The sequence below is a fragment of the Pseudoclavibacter sp. RFBG4 genome, assembly GCF_002931515.1.
Classification (GTDB): domain Bacteria; phylum Actinomycetota; class Actinomycetes; order Actinomycetales; family Microbacteriaceae; genus Pseudoclavibacter.
This window is the reverse complement of sequence record NZ_PSYC01000019.1, coordinates 88,196-106,440: the sequence shown is the minus strand read 5'-3', so window position 1 is coordinate 106,440 and position 18,245 is coordinate 88,196. Positions and strand designations below refer to the sequence as shown.

Sequence of the window (18,245 nt, the reverse complement as noted above, 5' to 3'; positions counted from 1 at the left end):
GTGCTCCCCTTCGCGACGCTCGTGCGCGCCGGCTCTCTCGATTGTCTGTCCGACCACCGACATCCTTGCTACCACTTGTCGAGCTTCTCGCTTCTGGCGACTTCCGCACCGTTCAGGTACACGATCACCGAGTACCCACCACGGCTGCCCTGGCACTTCTCCAGCACGGTACCCGCCTCGCCGTTGATCGCGGCCCCGCTCACGTTCGTCTGCGTGCCGACGAGCTTGTCCTCGCCGGAGTTCCCCGCGCTGTAGCACTCGACGGTGTAGGGCTTGTCGGAGAAGTCCTGGCCCTTGATGACGAAGCTGCGAACCTCGTCGGGCTTGTCAGGCACCTTCTTGCCCCCGATGACCTCGACGCTCATGCGCGCCGTGTAGTTCAGGTTGCCGATGACCGGATCCGTCGAGGTGGAGACGCCGGCCTCGTTCTTCGCGGCGACCGAGACCTTCACGGGCGTGGAGGAGGACTTCGGCACCTGGATGCCCGTGATGGCGAACGAGAGCTGCGTCGCGGGCACGCTCGTGGTGGTCGGCGACTGCGTGCCGACCTGCACGGTCACGTCGTAGCCGCTGAGACCGCCACCGCTCGCCGTCGGTTCAGCCCACTCCGCCGTGAGGGTGCCGGTGAGCTCCCCCGGCGGAGTCTGGCCGTCGGCGACCTTCAGATTCTGCGGGGCCTGCGGGAGGTTGATGGGCTTGGCGCTGCTCGAGCTCGCAGGAAGCCCGTAGCCGAGGGAGTTCAGGGCCCGGACCGTCGCCGTGTAGTCATTGCCGAGGACGAGGCCGTCGTCTTCCGTGAACGTGACGCTGAAGACGTCGCCGGCCGTCGTCTTGGTGAAGAACGCACCGCCGCCCGCGAGCGTCACCTCGTACCCGGTGATCTCCGGCCCGTTGGAGACGGCGCCAGACCAGTTCACGGCGAGCGTCCCCAGGGCGCCGCCCTTCTTGAGCGACACATCGCTCGGGGCGCCTGGGACATCCTGGACCTCGACGGTCGCGAGCCCGGTGGTCTCCCGCAGCGGGTCGCCCGTCTGGTCTCCGATGCGGTAGCTGATGGTGACGGTGCCGATGAAGTTCGTCGCCGGCACCACCCGCACCTGCCCGTCGACGAGCGAGACGCTCGCTTTGGTAGCAGAGCCCGCGACCTCGCTCGCGGAGATGAGCGTGAGCGGGGACTCGGGGAACGGGTTGAAGTCGTTGGCGGTGACATCCATCATGACGGGCTCGTTGCGGCGGGCCAGCTGCTCATCCGGCACGGCGCGCGGCAGCGGCTTGGAGGTGGAGACGACGGTCGCCGTGACGGTTCCGGTCTGCACGAAGTCGCGGAAGGTGTAGGTGACCGTGTACTTGGCGACGGTGCCGACCTTCGCGTCCACCCCAGCGGCGACCTTGACGGTGCTGCCGTCGAGACTCGACTGCAGCTCCCCCGTGCCGCCCGTGAGCTTCGAGAACTCCACCTGTGGGACGACGTCCTTGTTCGGGTGGCCGGTGGCGGTGCGGAGGTCGAAGCTCTGCTCGGTGCCCTGCTCGACGGTGAGCTGGGGCGCGACGAAGGTCGGTGCGACGTCGTAGAAGTCGGGGTCGCCCACCGTGATCGGGACGCGGATGGTCGCGATGCCGGCGTTCTGGTCGTCGGCGCTCTCCGCATCGCTCACCTGGAAGGTGATGGATGCCGGCCCGCGGAAGCCGGGCTTGGGGGTGAACTTCAGCCTGGTGTCGCTCTCCACGAGCGGGCTGCCGTCGGCCTGCTCGGCCCACACCTGCTCGGGGTTGATGAGCGAGACGCGGTTGCCGGACGGGGCGCGTACGAGGTCGTTGACGTCCCACGAGATCGACTCCCCGACCTTCGCATTCTGGGCGGGGAGGTCAGGGATGAGGAACGGGGACTGGCGCTTGGATTCCTCCGTGATGAGGGCTGGCACCATGATGAAGCCCGCCGCGGTGAGCCCCGTGTCCTCGGCGGTGAGCCGGTAGACGACGATCTGCCGAACATCGCTGAGCGAGACCGTGACCCGTCCGTCGTCCTCGACCGTCGCGGCTCCGGCGCCGGCCCCCGCGAGGTCGACCGCGAGCTCGCTCGCTCTCCCGCCCGGGTTGGTGGCGCCGTCTCGCACGTTGATGCTGAGCGTCTCGGCGCCGGCGAAGTCATCGAGGCGCACCACGTGGTCGACCGCCGTCGGGGGAAGCGTGGGCGCATCCGCATTGATCGTGACGTGGATGAACGCGGCATCCTGCCCACCCTGGCCGTTGATGATCGTGTAGGGCACGGAGATGAACTCGCCATCGCTCGGCACCGTGATGATGACCGAGTCGCCGTCGACCTCGGCCTCGAGGCTCGGGTCGACGCCGACGAGCTCTGGCACGAGCTCGAGCGTGTAGCCGTTCGGATCGGAGTCGTTCTTCAGCACGGGGACGGCGATGCGCAGGCCCGGCTTGGCGCGCACGTTGTCGTCGACGGCGATCGGGGGTGCCGTCGCGGCGGGACGGGCGACGACGCCGACCCTGATCGTGCCCTCGGCGCGCTGGCCGTACCCGTCGACGACCTCGTACCGCAGGACGTCGGTGCCCGTGGCTCCAGGGAACGCCTCGTAGACGAAGGAGGTCTGCGTGAGCTCGCTCACGGAGCCGAGCGTCGGAACGTCGACGAGCTGCGTGAGCTCGACCGAGTCGCCGTCTGGGTCGATGCCGTCGAGCGGCACCTCGATGCGCACGCTCGCGCCCTCGAAGACCCTGGCGGTGTCGACGCCGGGGGCCGGGGGCCGGTTGCTCGACTCGTCTGGCGCCGTCACCTGGAAGGACACGGTCGCCCCGGCCTGCTCGCCGTGCTCGTCGACGACGGTGTAGCCGAGCGAGTAGGTGCCGGGCTCGGACGGCGCCTGGAGGCGGACGTCGTCGCCGGAGACGAAGGCGTAGCCGTCTCCGACCTGCACGGTGCTGAGGGCGGGCGAGAGGGACATCTGCGCCTCGTCCGGGTGGGAGTCGTTCTCGAGCACGGAGACGCTCGTGTAGTCGCTCGCGCGCACGCGCCTCGTGTCGTCGACGGCGACGGGGGGCTCGTGCGTCACGGCGGGCTCGACCGGGACGACGACGATGTAGCCGACCGACGTTGATGCGCCGTCGGTGATCGTGTACGGGAGCTCGATGGACTGCTGGATCGCGGACTGCGACGAGAGGCGCACGATCGTGTTGTCGATGAGCTCGACGGCGAGGCCTGCCGTGCGGGCCTCATCGGTGGTCTCCACGCTCTGCACGGACAGCACGCCCGTTCCGGTGGACACGTCGTTGCCGAGCACGTTCACGACGTTCGACTGGCCAGGGCGGAGGTAGGCGAGGTCGCGGACCGCGGTCACCTGGGCCGCGCCCTCGACGGGCTCCTCGACGTCGAAGCGGATGATGCCGACCGATGTGGCCGCCCCCGCCGAGACCGTGTACTGCACGTACGCGGTCATGGCGCTCGCCGAGGTGAAGGTGACGGTGCCGAGGTCGGGGTTGAAGCTCGCGCCTCCCGTGTCGGTGCCGAGCTCTGCGATCTCGACGAGCTCGAGCGCCTGACCGTTGGGAGAGAGGTCGTTCACGAGCGGCTGCGCCGTGATGGAGTCGCCGAGGACTCCGCGCGCGAAGTCCGGCGTGCCGATCGGCCCGAGCGTGCCGGGCGCCTCGACGCGGATGCGCAGCTCGCCGGCCACCTGCGCGGTGCCGTCCGAGACCAGGTACGGCACGACCCGCTCCCCCAGCTCTGCGCTGACGGCGGTGAAGGTGATGCGCCCATCCGGCGTGAAGCTGACGGCGTCGCCGACGGGAGCGGTGGCGCCTTGGAGGAAGACGGGGTCTCCCTCCGGGTCCGTCCAGTCGGGCATCACGTTGTAGGAGATCTTCTGGCCAGCCTCGACCGCCACGGCGCTCGTGCGGTTCGTCGTCGGGGCCTGGTTCTCCGCCTCGGCCGGCTGGATGCGGATCGTGACCCGTGCCTCCGCCACGCCTCCCGGCCTGCCGTCCGAGGCCGTGTATGTGAGCGTCTGCTCGCCAGACGCTCCCTCCGTGGCGCGGAACTGCAGGGCCCGGCCGTCGTCGATGACGCGCAGCTCGCCGAACGATGGCGGCGGGTCTGCGGAGAGGCCGGTGATCGTGAGGATGTCGCCGTCGACGTCCGAGTCGTTGTCGAGCACCGTGAGGTAGGCGGTCGATCCGGCCCGGACCCCGTAGGAGTCGTCGACGAGCTCCGGCGGGGTGTTCTCCTCGCCCCGCTCGGCGAGGGTCGCCTCGAACGATTCCTCGGTGGCCTCGTTCTCGCCCTCCGTGCCGTCGGTGTCCTCGGGCGGGACGAGCTCGTTCCAGTTCTCGACCAGGCGCATGTTCTCCTGCGGCAGCCACACCTGGCCCGTGGCGACGTCGTTGAGTGCGACGACGTTGCGGTTGACGCGGTAGAGGAGCTCGCCGAGGGGCGGCGTCGACATGGACTGCACGCTCGGCTGCTCGTCACCGCACGCGACCATCGTGACGGCCGCCTGCGCCCAGGCGGCGTGCGCGCAGCCCGCGACCACGGCGGGGCGCGCCGTGCCCTGGGCGGTCGCCAGCGAGCCGTCGATGCCCGCCGGGGCCGCAACGGCCTCGCCACCGCCGAGCGGCACGCGCAGGATCCCGTCGCCGGTCGCGAGCACCACATCGGGGGATGCCGCACCCTGGAGCTGCACGCGCAGCGCGCTTTCCGGCACCTCACGGGCCTGCCCGTCGACGAGGAGCGCACGTGCGGCGGTGTCGAACACCACGGGCTGCTCGCCGACGGCAGTGAACTCGTAGTCGACGGGGGCTCCCGCGAGCGGCTCCCAGAGCTGCTCGCCGCCGATGCCCTCCATGCGCAGGATCTGCTGCTGCTCCGGTGCGACGGCGAGCACCGTGCCGAGCGAGGTCACGAGGACCTGGGCGTCGGCACCGAGCTCCGCCACCGGCTCCGCGGTCGCGGCGTCGAACGCGAGCGGCTGCGTGGCGTCGATGAGCCAGAGCCGTCCCGTCGCCGGGTCGAGGAGCGCCAGGACGCCGCCGCCGTAGGAGCTCCGACTGCCCGCGGGCGTCAGGATGCTCTCGCGCAGGTCGGTGAGCGCCGGGTCGACGCGGCCGAGCGAGCCGCTGGTCTGGTCGTGCAGGAAGACGGTGTCGCCGTCCTGCAGGATGCCGACATCCGCCGTCACGAGGCTCACGCTCGCGTCGAGCTCCTGGATCTGCGCGTTGAGGCGACCCGCTCGGAGGTCCGAGCTGTTCGACACCCAGACGTCGCTGCTCTCCAGTTCGACCTCGGCCGCGGGGAAGCCCTCGTGGAGGAGGGCGAAGAGCAGGGGCGTGCCGATGAGGAGCGCCATGACGAGCGCCATCGCCAGCTGGCGGCGGCTTCGCGGGGTCGGCGCTGTTCGGCGCATGCGTACCCACCCCCAGCAGAGCTCGTCAGCGCCTCACCTCGGAGCGCACGAGACTTCATTGTGCACGAGGACTCGATGCCAGCGCGACAGGGAGTGCTGCCCGTGCCCCGGCGTGAGCGGCACCGTGCGCCTGTTCGTCGGGTGCCGTCAGCGGCGGTCGAGCGTGTCCAGATCGTCCGGCGTCACCAGGCGAGTCGAGATGGCGTACTCGACGAGACGTGCTCGCCGGTTCGAGGCGAGCTTGCTGCGGCCGCCGCGCAGCCCCGAGACGCCGAACTTGTCGAGCTTGTCGCACACGTTGTCGAGCTTGCGGTTGAACGTCGGGAGCGTCCAGCCCAGGCGAGCCGCGGCATCCGCAGAGCTCGGGATGACCCCGCGCCCTGGAACGGCGTTGCGCAGAACGTCTTCGGCGAGGGCGAGGATCAGCTCGCGCTGCGACTCGGTGAGGTGGATGACCGCTTGCGTCGTGTTGCCGGACGGCGACATGTTCACGTGCGAGGTGTTGTAGAAGTCAGACGCGGAGTGGATCGCGAAATCGTAGGTCGTGGATCCCGCTGTGAACATGACCTGCATGTGCTGGAACACGACCGGGAGCTTGGCGCCCGGCGAGAGCCACGACTGCACCTGGCCGGAGTCGTCCGTGACCGTCGCGGAGAGCACGGAGCCGACGTTCGAGAGCCACCACATGCCGAACTCCGCCTGGAGCACCAGGAACTGGCGGTGCAGATACGGGTTCTCGTCGATCACGAGATCGGCGTCTCGACCGATCGTGAAGGGCTCCGCGGGGTTCAACTCGTACCATTCGCCGACGAACTCGACGCGGAGCGGTCCCAGCGGGGGCACCTGGCTCACGATTCGCTCATCGGAATCCGGAATCTCGATGGACTCTTCCGGAGCCTCGTTCGCTTCCGCGGCCGAGGTGTACTTGCTCTCACTCATGACACCATCATGGCGGATCGGCGAGGTCATTGCGGATAGCAGACTTCGAGCGGCTCGGAGCTGACCTTCCCGCCGCGGCGGACCTCGACCTCGATGCACGTCACAGCGCCGTCCTGCACGTTGGGGATGACGACCGAGGTCTCACTTGTCGTCGACCCTTCCTTGCCTCCCTCGCCGAGCCGCCAGTAGTACACGTCGCCCGGCTCCGGGTCGGGGTTCGACCAGGAGAAGGTGACGGATCCGTCGGGGCTCCGGACGGCGACGGGGGCGACGAGCACCGGGGGGAAGCCGCCGGACTGGATGGAGACGGGGGTCGTCGTCGCACGGCCGATCTCCTCGTCTGCGGGGGTCAGCATCCAGGAGATCGCCGCGACGATGCCGATCGCGAGCACGAGTCCTCCCGCGATGATGCCGACGAGCCCGTTCCTGGAGAGCTTCCTCGACGAGGCGGCGGCGTTCGCCGCGCGTTCGCGCGCCAGCTCGTCTGCCCTCGACGCGGGCGCGTCGATCGTGCTCCCGGATGCGGCTCCGAACGCACGAGCGGGCACGGCGGGCACGGCGTCCGCACGACCGGCGGTCGTGATAGGCCGAGCCGTCGTCGGACCCGAGTCGTCGCTCGGCGCTCCGCCGGTGTGCTCCATCCCGCGGGGCCGCCTGCCGGTGCGGGGTCCGCTGGCCGTCTCGTACCTCGCGGCGAACCCGCCACGGGACTGCTGGGCCGCGACCCGGACCACGGCGCGCGCCGAGGTCAGCTCGGCCTTGCTGGCGCGGGCCCCCTCGTGCACCTGGGCGTTGATGAGGGAGACGGGCCGCAGGCTCGTGGCGTCCGCATCGCCGCCGCCAGTCGCGGCCGTCGCGGAGATCGTCATGTTGGGCACGTCGATCGCCGTCGGAGCGTAGTTGAGCTCCAGCTCGACGCGCTGCAGCGCGTAGGCGAACTCCACCGCGCTCTGGTACCGGTGGGCTGGGTTGCGGGCCATGGCCTTGTGGAGCACGCTCACGAGCGACCGGGGCACGTCGCCGCGGAGGATCGGCGAGATGGCGCCGCGCTCGATGCGGGAGATGAGGTCGAGCGTCGTGTTGCGCTCACCGGGGCGCTCGAAGGGAGTGTGGCCGGCGACGAGCGAGTAGACGGTCGCGCCCAGCGAGAATACCTCGCTGCGCACGTCGGGCTTGGGCTCGTCCTCGAACATCTCCGGCGGCGACCACGGCACCGACAGGCCGCCACCACCGGCGGGGGGCGCCTCGACGCGGTCGTCCGCCTCTGCGAGCTCGTCGTCGACGGCGGACGAGATGCCGAAATCGGTGAGGGCGGGCCAGCCGAAGTCGTTCGTGAGGATGTTCGCTGGCTTCACGTCGCGGTGCAGGATGCCGACGGTGTGCGCCGTCGCGACGGCGCTCGAGATGCGCACGCCCGTGCGCAGCGCCTCCTCGACGGGGATCTGCTCGCGCTTGTAGCGGTCCGAGAGGCTGAGCCCGGACGCGTACTCCATGACGAAGTAGGGACGCCCGTCGCCCGCGACGTCCGCCTGGAAGATCGTGACGATGTACGGGTGCGACGACATCTGCGCCATCAGGTTGGCCTCGCCGATGAACGCCTGCCTGCTGGTCTCGCCGAGGTCGTCGCCGCCGAGGAGCACCTTCACGGCGACGAGGCGCCTCGGGAACTGCTGCTCGTAGAGGAACACGTCGGAGAACCCGCCGGAACCTAAGTGCTTTCGGTAGAGGTAGCCAGGGATCTCGGGCGGCTCGGCAGTGGACCGTCGCTGCCCTGCCACGGCTAGCGCCTCGCCGTCATGGCGAGGTTCCGCACGGTGAGGAAGACCCCGCTTCCGAGGTCGATGACCGTGTCCGGCATGACCGCGGTCGGCTCCCCCGCGCGCAGGCGCTGCGGGCCGCGTCCGGGCATGACGACGTCGGTGCCGTTGCGGGAGTGGAGGTCGGTGACGACGATGACGCCGCCCTCGACGGTGAGGAGCACGTGGTTGCGTGAGATGTCGGTGGCGCCGGTCAGCTTGACGTGGCGAGGGAGGACGCCTCCCGTCTGCTCCGCGCCCATGTTGGGCGCCCTTCCGAGCACGAGCGGACCCGAGAGATCGACGGTGGCTCCCGTGGAGAGCTCGACGATGAACGACGCCTCTCCCCCGCCCGCGCGCGGCTCTGGCTGGTCCTGCGCAGCTGACGACTCGGACGAGACGTCGACGGCGTGCTGCTGCCGCCGCTGGTCGGCGGCCTGGGCGGTGAGGGATGCGAGGTCGACCTCGGGGCGCGTCTCGGAGGAGAGCGCCTGAACGAGCACGGTGTCGCCGAGGTCTCCGCCGCGTGCGGCGGACTGGTGGCGGTGGGCATCGTCGACGCGGAGGTCTCGGAGGGAGCCGCCGACGATCGTGAGGCCGTCGTGCTCCCCGACCTCGTCGATCGCATCCGGGGTCTCGAGCGCCGCGGAGGCCGCAGGAACCACCGGACCAGCAGGAGCAGCAGGAGCAGCAGGAGCAGCAGGAGCAGCAGGCTGCTCGGCCCTGCCTCCCTGGAATTCCTGGCGGGCGGCGCTGCGTGCTGAGGCCTCCTGGCGGATGCGGCTCGCCTCGGCGCTCAGGATCGTGCGGCCATCGTGCTCCCCAACCTGATCCGCAGTCGCCTCCGGGTCGATGATCGGGACGGGGAAGGTCTGCGCGTCGCGGGTCGGCGACTGGTCACTGGTCGGCAGCTGGTCGCGGGTCGACAGCTCGTCACGGTCGAGTCGCGCCTCGACGTCGTTGGAGCCGGGTGTCGTCGTGACCTCCGTCGGCAGGTCGACGATGGTCGCCTCGGAGATGATGTCGCCGCCGTCGGTGTCAAGCGACTCGGGGGCCAGCGAGTGCAGGTTCGGCGAGTCGAGATCCGGGTCCGGGGCGACGACCGTCTCCGGTCCCCCGCCCATGGGAGCACGTGTCTCGGAGATCTCGTCGTCGCAGGCGGCGAAGAGCAGCTGGACAGGGACCCGGTCGAGTCCACGCCGATCGCGCTCCGTGGTGACCTCGACGCCTCGCGCCGACGGCAGGAGCACCTCGACCCACGTGGATGCCTCCCCCGCGTGGATGACGGCCGGTCGGATGCCGACGTGCGGTGCGCTCGGCAGCTCCTCGACGCGGAGGGGGCCCCGCGCGAAGACACGCAGCCCGTTGCCCTCGCGCGTCAGGTAGACGAACGGGGCGACCTCGCTGAGCGGTCCTGTGCCGATGATGGCGGCGAAGACCTTGTCGAACGAGAGAGCACCGTCGGCGAACGCGAGGCGCGCGGCCCCCGTGGTCCCGGTCCCCTCGCAGGCGCCACGAGATTCGAGGCTCGACTCCTCGGGCTGCGACTCCTCGGGCTGCGACGGTGCGGCCGGCCGAACCAGGAGAAGGGCATGCCGGCGCTGGCGGAAGAGTACCGGAACTTCTGCCTCGACCTCGTGGGGTGCCTCGGTCATGGTTACCTCGGCGTCGTGTCTTCGAAGGTGTCGTCTGCGGCAGGGGCGGCGATCGGCCCCGTCGTGACGGGCGGGGTCGCCGACGCCTGGTCGGCGTTCGCGTACTCGGAGTCGATGACGACGACGCTCACGTTGTCGCGCCCGCCGACCTCGACGGCCGTCTGCACGAGCGTCTCCGCGAGGGTCAGCTCCGGTTCCGGATCGGAGTGGTACTCGAGCATGACCTGCGAGATCTGCTCGTCGCTGAGCTCCTTGGTGAGTCCGTCTGAGCAGACGAGGAAGACCTGGTGTCCGTGCACGGGCATGAGCCAGATGTCGGCCTCGACGTCGCTCTCTGAGCCGACCGCGCGCGTGATGACGTTCCGGTCGGGGTGGATGAGCGCATCCGCTGCCGAGATGAGGCCCATGGCCACCATCTCCTGCACGGCGGAGTGGTCGACGGTCACCTGCACGAGCGCGCGACCGTTCCAGCCGTACACGCGGGAGTCGCCGACGTTGAAGATCATCCAGTGCAGCAGCTCGGCGCCGAGGTCGGCGAGGTCGACGAGGGCGATGCCGGAGAGCGTGGTTCCCGCCACGGCGCCTGGCCCGTCGGCTTCGGTCACGAGGTCCTGCACGGCACGGTTGGCGCGGTCGATGGTGCGCAGCACGCGGTCCGGGGTCGCCGGCTCCTCGACCTGGAACTCCTCGTCGAAGGTCGCGACGACGGTCTGGCTCGCGCGGTCGCCGTAGGCGTGACCGCCCATTCCATCTGCGACGAAGAAGACGGGCATGCGCGCCAGGACCGAGTCCTCGTTCACCTGGCGCACGCTTCCGACGTCGCTGGCGGCGCTCACGCGCAGCGCGACGGCTTCCTCAGCGCGTGCGTACGACGAAGCCAGTTCAGTATTCACAAATAGCACCTCTGGAACTCTGCCCGGGTGGCCTGCCCCGAAGGCACACCTTGTACGCGTAGATCGCGCGTGCGTCCATTGTGGCATTGCGGCGGCGCTGCTGCGAGACCGGCCCGCGACACCGGCCCAGTCTCACACCCCGTCCACGATCGTGCCGAGCCGGTCGAGGTGGATGCGGCGCGTCATGCCGAGCCGCCCCAGGAAGCGCTCATCGTGGCTCACGACGAGCAGCGCGCCACGGTAGTCGCGCAGCGCGTCGACGAGCTGCGCCGTCGACTCCCGGTCGAGGTTGTTCGTGGGTTCGTCGAACAGCAGGAGCTGCGCGGGCGGGGTGGCGAGGAGCAGGCGCACGAGGGAGACCCGGAAGCGCTCGCCGCCCGAGAGCGAGGAGACGGGCCGCTCGACGACGGCGCCTCGCAGCAGGAACCGCGCGAGCTGGGCGCGGAGCTCCTGGGCGGCGGTCTCGGGGGCGGAGCGCTGCACGTTCTCGAGGACGCTCGCGGCGTCGTCCAGCCCGTCGAGGCGCTGGCGCAGGTATCCGACTCGACCCGTGGACGCCGTGACCCACGCTCCCCCTCGGGTCTCGACGCGCTCGCCGCCGGCACCGGCACCGGCACCGCCACTACCGCCGGCACCGCCGAGCGGCTGCGCCGACGCGGCGATCGCGTCGAGGAGCGTCGTCTTGCCGGAGCCGTTCGGTCCCGTCAGCGCGATGCGCTCCGGGCCCATGATGACCAGCCGCCCGGCGGCCTCGGGCTGCGCAGGGTCGGTGCGTGACGGTTCGGACTGCGCAGGTTCAGCGCGCGCCGCTTCAACGCGCGGCGCCGCCAGCTCGAGCGTCACGAGGCGGCGGGAGGTAGCGACATCCGGGTCCGGGAGGCGGATGCGGATGCTCGCGTCGTCCCGAACTCGCTCTTCGGCGAGTTCCACCGCCGCCTCGGCCCCGGTGAGGCGGGAGTCGTGCTGGCTCCGGAGCCTGCCGGCGGAGACCTGGGCTCGCGCCTTCTGCCCGTTGAGGAGGATCTTGGGCGCGCGCTTGTTGGCCTGCGCCTTCTTCCCCGCGCGCAGGCTGCTCGCGATCTTCGCCTCGGCTTCGCGCCGATCACGCTGTTCCGATCTCAGGGCGCTCTCCGCGGATCGGAGCGCCTGCGCGGCCGCCGCCTGCTCGCGCTCGAGCTGCAGCAGATGATCGCTGTACCCGCCGCCGGTCACCGCCAGCTCGCCGCCCCTCAACTCGGCGATCTGGTCGACGTGCTCGAGCAGCTCCTCGTCGTGACTCGCGATGACCAGCGTGCCTCGCCACGATTCGACGAGCGCCGCGAGGCGCTGTCGCGCATCCCGGTCGAGATTGTTGCTCGGCTCGTCCAGCAGCACGATGGGGGCCCTGCCGAGGCGGAGCCCGGCGATGGCGACGAGCATCGCCTCGCCGCCGGAGAGGCCGCCGAGGGTGCGCGTGAGCATCTCCTCGTCGAGCCCGATGCCGCGCAGCTCGGCCGCGGCGAGCGTCTCGATGTCCCAGTCGTCGCCGAGCGCGTCGTAGTCGGCGGGGTCGACGGAGCCGCCCTCGATGGCGCGGAGGGCGGCGATCTTGCGATCGACGCCGAGGAGCGCGGCGACGGGGAGCTCCGTGTCGAGGGTCAACTGCTGCGGCAGGTAGGCCACGTCCGCGTCAGCTCGGACCGCGCCTCCCGTCGGCACCAGCTCTCCTGCGAGCAGGCGCAGCAGCGTCGACTTGCCGCTGCCGTTGCGGCCTACGAGGCCGGTTCGCCCGGGCGGGAAGGCCCCGGTGAGCGCGTCGATGGCGGGGGACCCGTCCGGCCAGCTCAGGCTGAGGCGGTCGAACGAGAGTGGGTGGTAGTTCTTCGGTGTCGTCTGAGACACGGTGCTCCCTGAAGGTTCAGTGCGCGCACTGACACCGGGAGCCTCAGGAGGTGGGTTCGACGGGCGTCAGCGCACAGCGTGCGGTGCGGGGGCGTCGAGAGTCTTCACCGGCCTGCCAATCTTCGGGAACAAGAACGCGAAGATGTTAGCACCGGACCCCGAGAACCGTTCGAGTTCCCGAGAGCACAGCCGGGGGCGCACAGACCCGGTGAAGCACACGGAGCCCGTCCGGAATGAACGGAGCCCGTCCGGAATGCACAGAGCCAGTCCAGAATGCGCAGAGCCAGGCAAGAATGCACGAAGCCCGGTGCGAGAGAATTCTCGAACCGGGCTTGTGTTGGTGATCCCAGCGGGATTCGAACCCGCGCTGCCGCCGTGAGAGGGCGGTGTCCTAGGCCGCTAAACGATGGGACCGTTTTGGCAACTCGGATATTCTGGCACACCGGGGAACGGCAAAGCAAATCGGGTTTTCGGAGTCGGCGCGTCGCCCGCCATTCCGGGCCACAGCTCGGGCCATGCGCCAGCCGTGCCGCGGGGCGCGTTGCCGGTCGATGGCCCACGGAACACGCCACCCATCGAGGAGTCCGTTAGTCACGAGTTGCTAGCGTTGCACTTCGTCTGGGCCTGCACGGGGCCGCCGCCATCAAGGGGGAACATGCGCCTCACCAAGCTCGAGCACGCCGCACTCTCGATCGAGAAGAGCGGCTCGCGCCTCTTCATCGATCCGGGCAAGTTCACGACCCCGATCACGGAGGCCGCCGGGACGGTCGCCATCGTCATCACGCACGAGCACGACGACCACTGGACGCCGGAGCAGCTGACGCGCATCCTGTCTCGGAATCCGCGGACGCCCATCTTCACGACGCCGTCTGCGGCGGAGAAGATCATCGCGGCAGACCTCCCCGACATCGGCGAGGTCATCGATGTCGCCGCAGGCGAATCGGTGCTGGTCGGGGGCTTCGACCTGCAGTTCTTCGGCGGCGAGCACGCCATCATCCACAGCTCGATCCCCCGCATCGAGAACATCGGCGTGCTCGTGGAACGAGGCGCCCTCTACTACGGCGGCGATGCGTACGTCGCTCCGGAGGGGGTCGACATCGACGTGCTCGCGGTCTGCGCGAACGCGCCGTGGATGCGCCTCGCCGAGTCGATGGACTACGTCGAGCGTGTGCGCCCCAAGCGGGTGCTGCCCGTGCACGAGATGCTGCTGGCCAAGGTCGGCAAGACGCTCGCTGTCACGCGTCTGCGGGAATCCGCGGATCGGGTCGGTGCGAACCTCATCGACCTGCAGCCCTTCGAGACGCTCGAGCTCGACTGACGCCCGGCCCCGCTGACACTGGCGGGCTTACTGGGGGCAGGAGTCAGTGCTCGCGGAGCAGGTCGATGAGCTCGCTCTTGCGCTTGCCGGAGTACCCGGTCAACTCGAGCTCCTTGGCCCGCTTCCGCAGCTCGTCGACGGTCCAATCTTCGTAGGAGCCGGCTTCCCCGCCCTTCTTGCCGACCTCGCTTCGCCCCTTCCGAGCGGCGGCGTTCGAGATCCTGGCGGCCTTCTCCTTCGAGTTGCCCTCGTCGCGCAGCTTCTCGTAGAGCTCCTCGTCCTTCAGGCTCGGCTGGTTGTCGGCGCCGGACTTCTTCTTGGCCATCGACTGTTCCTCTCGCTCGTGAGCTGACGCTCGCCCTGTGCTCGTGCCCCGCTCGCTCGCGGTGCCCGCTCAGAGGTTCTTGCCGCCCGTGACGGCGATGATGGCGCCCGTCGTGTAGCTGGCGTCGTCGGACGCGAGGTAGACGTAGGCGCCTGCGAGCTCGGCGGGCTGGCCGGCGCGGCCGAGTGGTGTGTCCTGCCCGAAGCTCGCGAGCTTCTCCTCGTCCCACCCGGTGGCTGGGATGAGCGGCGTCCAGACGGGACCGGGGGCGACGGCGTTGACGCGCACGCCCTTCGGCCCGAACTCCTTCGCCATGGACTCGGTGAGCGAGACGAGGGCCGCCTTCGTCATGGCGTAGTCGAAGAGCCCATCGCTCGGTTCGTAGCCCTGCACCGACGAGGAGAAGATGACGGAGGCGCCGGGCGGGAGGTGCGATTCCGCTGCTCGGAGCGTGTAGATGGGCGCCTCGAGGTTCGTCGCGATCACGCGCCTGATCTCATCGGTCGGGGTGTCGCCGATGCTCGTGCGGTCGCGCTGGTAGGCGGCGTTGAGGACCAGTAGGTCGATGCCACCGAAGGCGGCGACGGTCGCGTGGACGATCTCGGCGCAGTACTGCTCGTTGCGCAGGTCACCCGGCAGGAGGAGGCCGGTCTCGCCCGCCTCGTTGATGAGGCGCGCCGTCTCCTGCGCGTCGGCTTCCTCCTCGGGCAGGTAGGAGATCGCGACCTTGGCGCCCTCCCGGGCGTAGGCGATGGCGACGGCGCGGCCGATGCCGGAGTCTCCCCCGGTGATAAGGGCGCGGCGCCCCTTGAGCCTGCCGTGGCCGGTGTAGCTCCGCTCGCCGTGGTCGGGGGCTGGGGTGGTCTCGCCCGTGAGCCCGGGCTGCTGCTGCCCCTGGCCGGGGAATCCGCTCTCGCGGAAGAGGGTGCGGGGGTCGGTGAGTGCGGTCATCGTGCGCCTCCGTGGGGTCGGTTGTGCGTCGCGACTGGCGGGTGGCTCTCGTGACGAGGCGTGCCGCCGGCCGGGACCGAAGCAACGCTAGGGACCGAACGTGGGCGTTCACTGACCAACGGGTGCACGTGCTCCCAGCTTCCCGCGCGGCACGCGGCACGCCCTTCCCGCGCGGCTACCGCGTGCGCCGCACCCCGAACGCGACGATCGCCGCGCATCCGCTTGCCAGGACCGCAACCGCGACGAGGAGCGGGAGCATGCCGAAGGTCGGGGCGAGGGCGGAGAGGATGGCGGGCAACGCGAAGCCGATGTAGGTGAGCGCGTAGTAGAGGCCGGTGAGTCCCGCGAGGTTGCGGCCGCCGGCCATCGCCTGCACCTCGACGAGCCCCGTGAGCATGCAGACGCCGTAGGAGCCGCCGAGGAGCACCCCGGCGGCGCAGGCCACGAGCGGAGACTGGACGGCGACGTTGGCGGCGACGAGGAGGGTACCGAGGGCCAGGAGCCCGAGCCCCACCGAACCGGAGGCTCCGCCGACGCGGGCGGCGATGCGCGGCACGCTCGGCTGGATGAGGAAGCCGACGGTGAGCGACACGAGCGTGAGGAGTGCCGCGAAGGCGATCTCGAGGCCCCCGAGCCGCTCGACGACGATGGCGGGCGACACGGCGAAGGCCAGCGCCGGGGCGGCGAACACCCACGGCGCCATGGGCACCACGACGGTGAAGAAGCGCCGACGATGCTCGGGCGCGATGACCACATCCACCAGCGGGCGGCGAACACGCTCTCCTCCCTGCGGGCCGAACCGATCGCCGGCGGTCTCGATGCCGCGAGCCAGCGCGACGGCTGCGATGCTCGTCAGGACGAGCTGCACGACGTAGGGCGTGATGGTCGGCCACGGGGCCCACTGGGCGAGCACTCCGGCGGCGACCGCGCCGAGCAGGAAGCCCGCCGTGATGGTGAGGGATGCGCGTCTGGCGGTGACGGCGGGCGGCACGGTGCCGGTCGAGAGCTCGCGGATCCACGTGGTCCCGACGACCATCGCGACGGCCACGGAGAAGCCGGAGAGGAGGCGCCCGATCATCATGGCGGTGGGGCTCGCGCTGCCGAGGGCGAGAACTACCGCGGCGGCCACGCTCAGGACCACGGAGACCACCATGAGGGGCTTGCGCCCGAAGCGGTCGGAGAGGGAGCCTGCGATGAGGAACCCGGGAATGAGTCCGATGATGTACGCGCCGAAGAAGAGATCGACCTGCAGGGCGGAGTAGCCCTCGACCTTCCGGTAGAGCAGCAGGAGCGGGGTGAACTGGTTGCCACCCCACGCCATCATGAGCACGGCCGGCGCTGCGGCGAGCCACGAGCGCTTGCCGCGCGCGGCAGACGCCGCCGTCGGCTGGGTCATCCCTTGAGCACCTTCATCGTGAAGTGCGAGGTCACCCGGTGGACGCCGGGGAGTCGCCACATCTTCTCGCGGAGCAGCTTCTCGAAGCTCTCGAGGTCGGCCACCTCGACGCGGATCGCGTAGTCGGGCGAGCCGAACATGCGGCGAACCTCCGTGACCTCGTCGAGCTCGACGGCCTGCGACTCGAACGCCTCCACCGTGGTGTGCGCCTGGCTCGTGAGGTCGACGTCGATGAGCACCTTGAAGGCGCGTCCGACCCTGTCGGGGTTCACCTCGGCGTGGTAGCCGAGAAGGACCCCGTCCTCCTCGAGGCGGCGAACTCGGCGCAGGCAGGGCGCCGGGGTGAGCCCCACGCGCTGCGCGAGTTCAGCGTTCGTCAGTCTGGCGTTTCCCTGCAGTTCGCGCACGATTGCGCGATCGATGGTGTCCACACTTGATTATTGCCGAATGTGGCGCCTGGAGGCACGCATCCGCTCTCGGAATGCGCGGCTTCCGTGCCAAGATCTCCGCATGACCACCGCAGATCCAGAAGCGCGCGGCGCCCGCCCGCCGGGATCCGTGGCGCCCCAGACGGACCCTGCCGCGGATCCAAGCGCGGGAGCGCCCTTGGGGCTACCCGCCGAGATCCCGGCCACTCGCCGGGAGCGCATCCGGGCCGGACTGCGCGACTCGCTCGCCGCGGGGCTCGGGGTGGTGCCGCTTGGCGTGGCGTTCGGCGTGCTGGTCCTGCAGGCAGGCCTGCCCTGGTGGGTCGCCCCGTCCCTGTCGGTGTTCGTGTACGCGGGTTCGATCGAGCTGCTGCTCGTCGGGCTCATCGCCGCGGGCACGCCCATCGCGACGATGGCGCTCACCACGTTCTTCGTCAACTTCCGGCACGTGTTCTACGCGTTCTCATTCCCCCTGCACCTCGTTCGGGGCCGACTCGCCCGCCTCTACTCGATCTGGGCGATGACCGACGAGGCCTACGCGATCGTCACGCCCATCCCCCGCGAGCAGCGGTCCGCGACGCGGCTGCTCACCCTGCAGCTCGCCTTGCAGACGTACTGGGTCGGCGGGGGCCTGCTCGGGGTGGCACTCGCGAGCGTCCTCCCCGGAGAGATCAAGGGCCTCGAGTTCTCGCTGTGCGCGCTCTTCACGGTGCTCGCCCTCGACGCGATCCGCTCCCGTGACGACGTGCCGTCGCTCCTCATCGCCGGCCTGAGCGTCTCTTTCGGGCTGCTCTTCGTGCCAGGGGCTCCCCTCTTCGCGGCGCTCATCCTCTTCGCCGTCGCGCTCGCGGTGCGCGCGCTCTTCGCCGCGAGGCGAGACCGCACGGAGGCGCCGGTGAGCGATGTTTGACGCCTGGTGGTTCGTGGGCGCAGTCGCGGTGTGCGGCGGCATCACGTTCGGGCTGCGCGCCCTGCCGTTCGTCGCACTCAAGCCGCTTCGCGACTCCAAGACGGTCCAGCGACTCTCGGTCTGGATGCCCGCGGGCATCCTCGCGATCCTCACCGCCGTCACCTTCAGCGACTTCGCGAGTGAGCCGCGCACGGCACTGTGGGCGGCGCTCGCGCTCGCCGTGACGGTGGGCGTGCACCTGGGCTTGGGGCGCAGGACGCTGCTCAGCGTCGGTCTCGGCACGGCGACCTTCGTCGTGCTCGTCAACTTCTTCTAGCCTCTTCCAGTTTCCCGGGCTCTTCC

At 70.2% G+C, this 18,245-nt stretch carries 13 protein-coding genes and 1 tRNA gene; 3 read left to right on the top strand and 11 right to left on the bottom strand.

Going from position 1 to position 18,245, the window contains the following annotated elements; genetic code table 11:
• Positions 1-68 precede the first annotated feature (68 nt).
• From C5E10_RS04880 to C5E10_RS04850, 7 genes are all read right to left on the bottom strand, one after another.
• A complete protein-coding gene (locus C5E10_RS04880) occupies positions 69-5,411 on the bottom strand; it encodes an Ig-like domain-containing protein (RefSeq protein WP_146080153.1) in 5,343 nt (1,780 codons plus the stop codon).
• A gap of 147 nt (positions 5,412-5,558) precedes the next feature.
• Entirely contained in the window at positions 5,559-6,245 is a 687-nt protein-coding gene (locus C5E10_RS04875) for a hypothetical protein (protein WP_104330710.1), read from the bottom strand.
• 131 nt (positions 6,246-6,376) lie between these two features.
• Entirely contained in the window at positions 6,377-8,128 is a 1,752-nt protein-coding gene (locus tag C5E10_RS04870) for a serine/threonine-protein kinase (protein WP_258071001.1), read from the bottom strand.
• Between the two features lie 2 nt (positions 8,129-8,130).
• Positions 8,131-9,801, bottom strand: coding sequence for an FHA domain-containing protein (locus tag C5E10_RS19075; protein ID WP_258071000.1), 1,671 nt, complete (start codon positions 9,799-9,801; stop codon positions 8,131-8,133).
• Positions 9,802-9,803: 2 nt separating this feature from the next.
• On the bottom strand, positions 9,804-10,694 hold the full coding sequence (locus tag C5E10_RS04860; protein WP_258063054.1) for a PP2C family serine/threonine-protein phosphatase: 891 nt from the start codon (positions 10,692-10,694) through the stop codon (positions 9,804-9,806).
• Between the two features lie 132 nt (positions 10,695-10,826).
• Positions 10,827-12,575 carry an ABC-F family ATP-binding cassette domain-containing protein gene (locus C5E10_RS04855; RefSeq protein WP_104330682.1) on the bottom strand — a complete coding sequence of 583 codons (1,749 nt, stop codon included), beginning with the start codon at positions 12,573-12,575 and terminating at the stop codon, positions 10,827-10,829.
• Positions 12,576-12,913: 338 nt separating this feature from the next.
• Positions 12,914-12,989: transfer RNA gene (locus C5E10_RS04850), tRNA-Glu, on the bottom strand.
• A 241-nt stretch (positions 12,990-13,230) separates the two neighbouring features.
• On the opposite strand from C5E10_RS04850, the gene C5E10_RS04845 reads away from it, so the two are divergent.
• A complete protein-coding gene (locus C5E10_RS04845) occupies positions 13,231-13,893 on the top strand; it encodes an MBL fold metallo-hydrolase (protein ID WP_104240600.1) in 663 nt (220 codons plus the stop codon).
• Between the two features lie 43 nt (positions 13,894-13,936).
• Here C5E10_RS04845 and C5E10_RS04840 read toward each other — a convergent pair whose 3' ends face one another.
• The 4 genes from C5E10_RS04840 to C5E10_RS04825 form a co-directional block, all read right to left on the bottom strand.
• Complete coding sequence (locus tag C5E10_RS04840; protein ID WP_104330681.1) at positions 13,937-14,218, bottom strand: Rho termination factor N-terminal domain-containing protein; 282 nt, start codon at positions 14,216-14,218, stop codon at positions 13,937-13,939.
• 69 nt (positions 14,219-14,287) lie between these two features.
• Positions 14,288-15,169, bottom strand: coding sequence for an SDR family oxidoreductase (locus tag C5E10_RS04835; RefSeq protein ID WP_104298464.1), 882 nt, complete (start codon positions 15,167-15,169; stop codon positions 14,288-14,290).
• 175 nt (positions 15,170-15,344) lie between these two features.
• On the bottom strand, positions 15,345-16,565 hold the full coding sequence (locus tag C5E10_RS04830; RefSeq protein ID WP_104330680.1) for an MFS transporter: 1,221 nt from the start codon (positions 16,563-16,565) through the stop codon (positions 15,345-15,347).
• Positions 16,562-16,996: an Lrp/AsnC family transcriptional regulator gene (locus C5E10_RS04825; RefSeq protein WP_104330679.1), complete on the bottom strand. Its 435-nt coding sequence runs from the start codon at positions 16,994-16,996 to the stop codon at positions 16,562-16,564. The genes C5E10_RS04830 and C5E10_RS04825 overlap by 4 nt, the downstream gene beginning before the upstream one ends.
• A 79-nt stretch (positions 16,997-17,075) precedes the next feature.
• Between C5E10_RS04825 and C5E10_RS04820 the strand changes: the two genes are divergently transcribed.
• Both C5E10_RS04820 and C5E10_RS04815 read left to right on the top strand, forming a co-directional pair.
• Positions 17,076-17,903: an AzlC family ABC transporter permease gene (locus tag C5E10_RS04820; protein WP_104330678.1), complete on the top strand. Its 828-nt coding sequence runs from the start codon at positions 17,076-17,078 to the stop codon at positions 17,901-17,903.
• Entirely contained in the window at positions 17,896-18,219 is a 324-nt protein-coding gene (locus tag C5E10_RS04815) for a branched-chain amino acid transporter permease (protein ID WP_104330677.1), read from the top strand. The genes C5E10_RS04820 and C5E10_RS04815 overlap by 8 nt, the downstream gene beginning before the upstream one ends.
• Positions 18,220-18,245: the final 26 nt, after the last annotated feature.

Bases quoted from the DNA above. Each gene is read 5' to 3' on its own strand.
- C5E10_RS04835 (WP_104298464.1), bottom strand. From the start codon at position 15,169: ATGACCGCACTCACCGACCCCCGCACCCTCTTCCGCGAGAGCGGATTC.
- C5E10_RS04845 (WP_104240600.1), top strand. From the start codon at position 13,231: ATGCGCCTCACCAAGCTCGAGCACGCCGCACTCTCGATCGAGAAGAGC.
- C5E10_RS04830 (WP_104330680.1), bottom strand. From the start codon at position 16,565: ATGACCCAGCCGACGGCGGCGTCTGCCGCGCGCGGCAAGCGCTCGTGG.
- C5E10_RS04815 (WP_104330677.1), top strand. From the start codon at position 17,896: ATGTTTGACGCCTGGTGGTTCGTGGGCGCAGTCGCGGTGTGCGGCGGC.
- C5E10_RS19075 (WP_258071000.1), bottom strand. From the start codon at position 9,801: ATGACCGAGGCACCCCACGAGGTCGAGGCAGAAGTTCCGGTACTCTTC.
- C5E10_RS04840 (WP_104330681.1), bottom strand. From the start codon at position 14,218: ATGGCCAAGAAGAAGTCCGGCGCCGACAACCAGCCGAGCCTGAAGGAC.
- C5E10_RS04820 (WP_104330678.1), top strand. From the start codon at position 17,076: ATGACCACCGCAGATCCAGAAGCGCGCGGCGCCCGCCCGCCGGGATCC.
- C5E10_RS04880 (WP_146080153.1), bottom strand. From the start codon at position 5,411: ATGCGCCGAACAGCGCCGACCCCGCGAAGCCGCCGCCAGCTGGCGATG.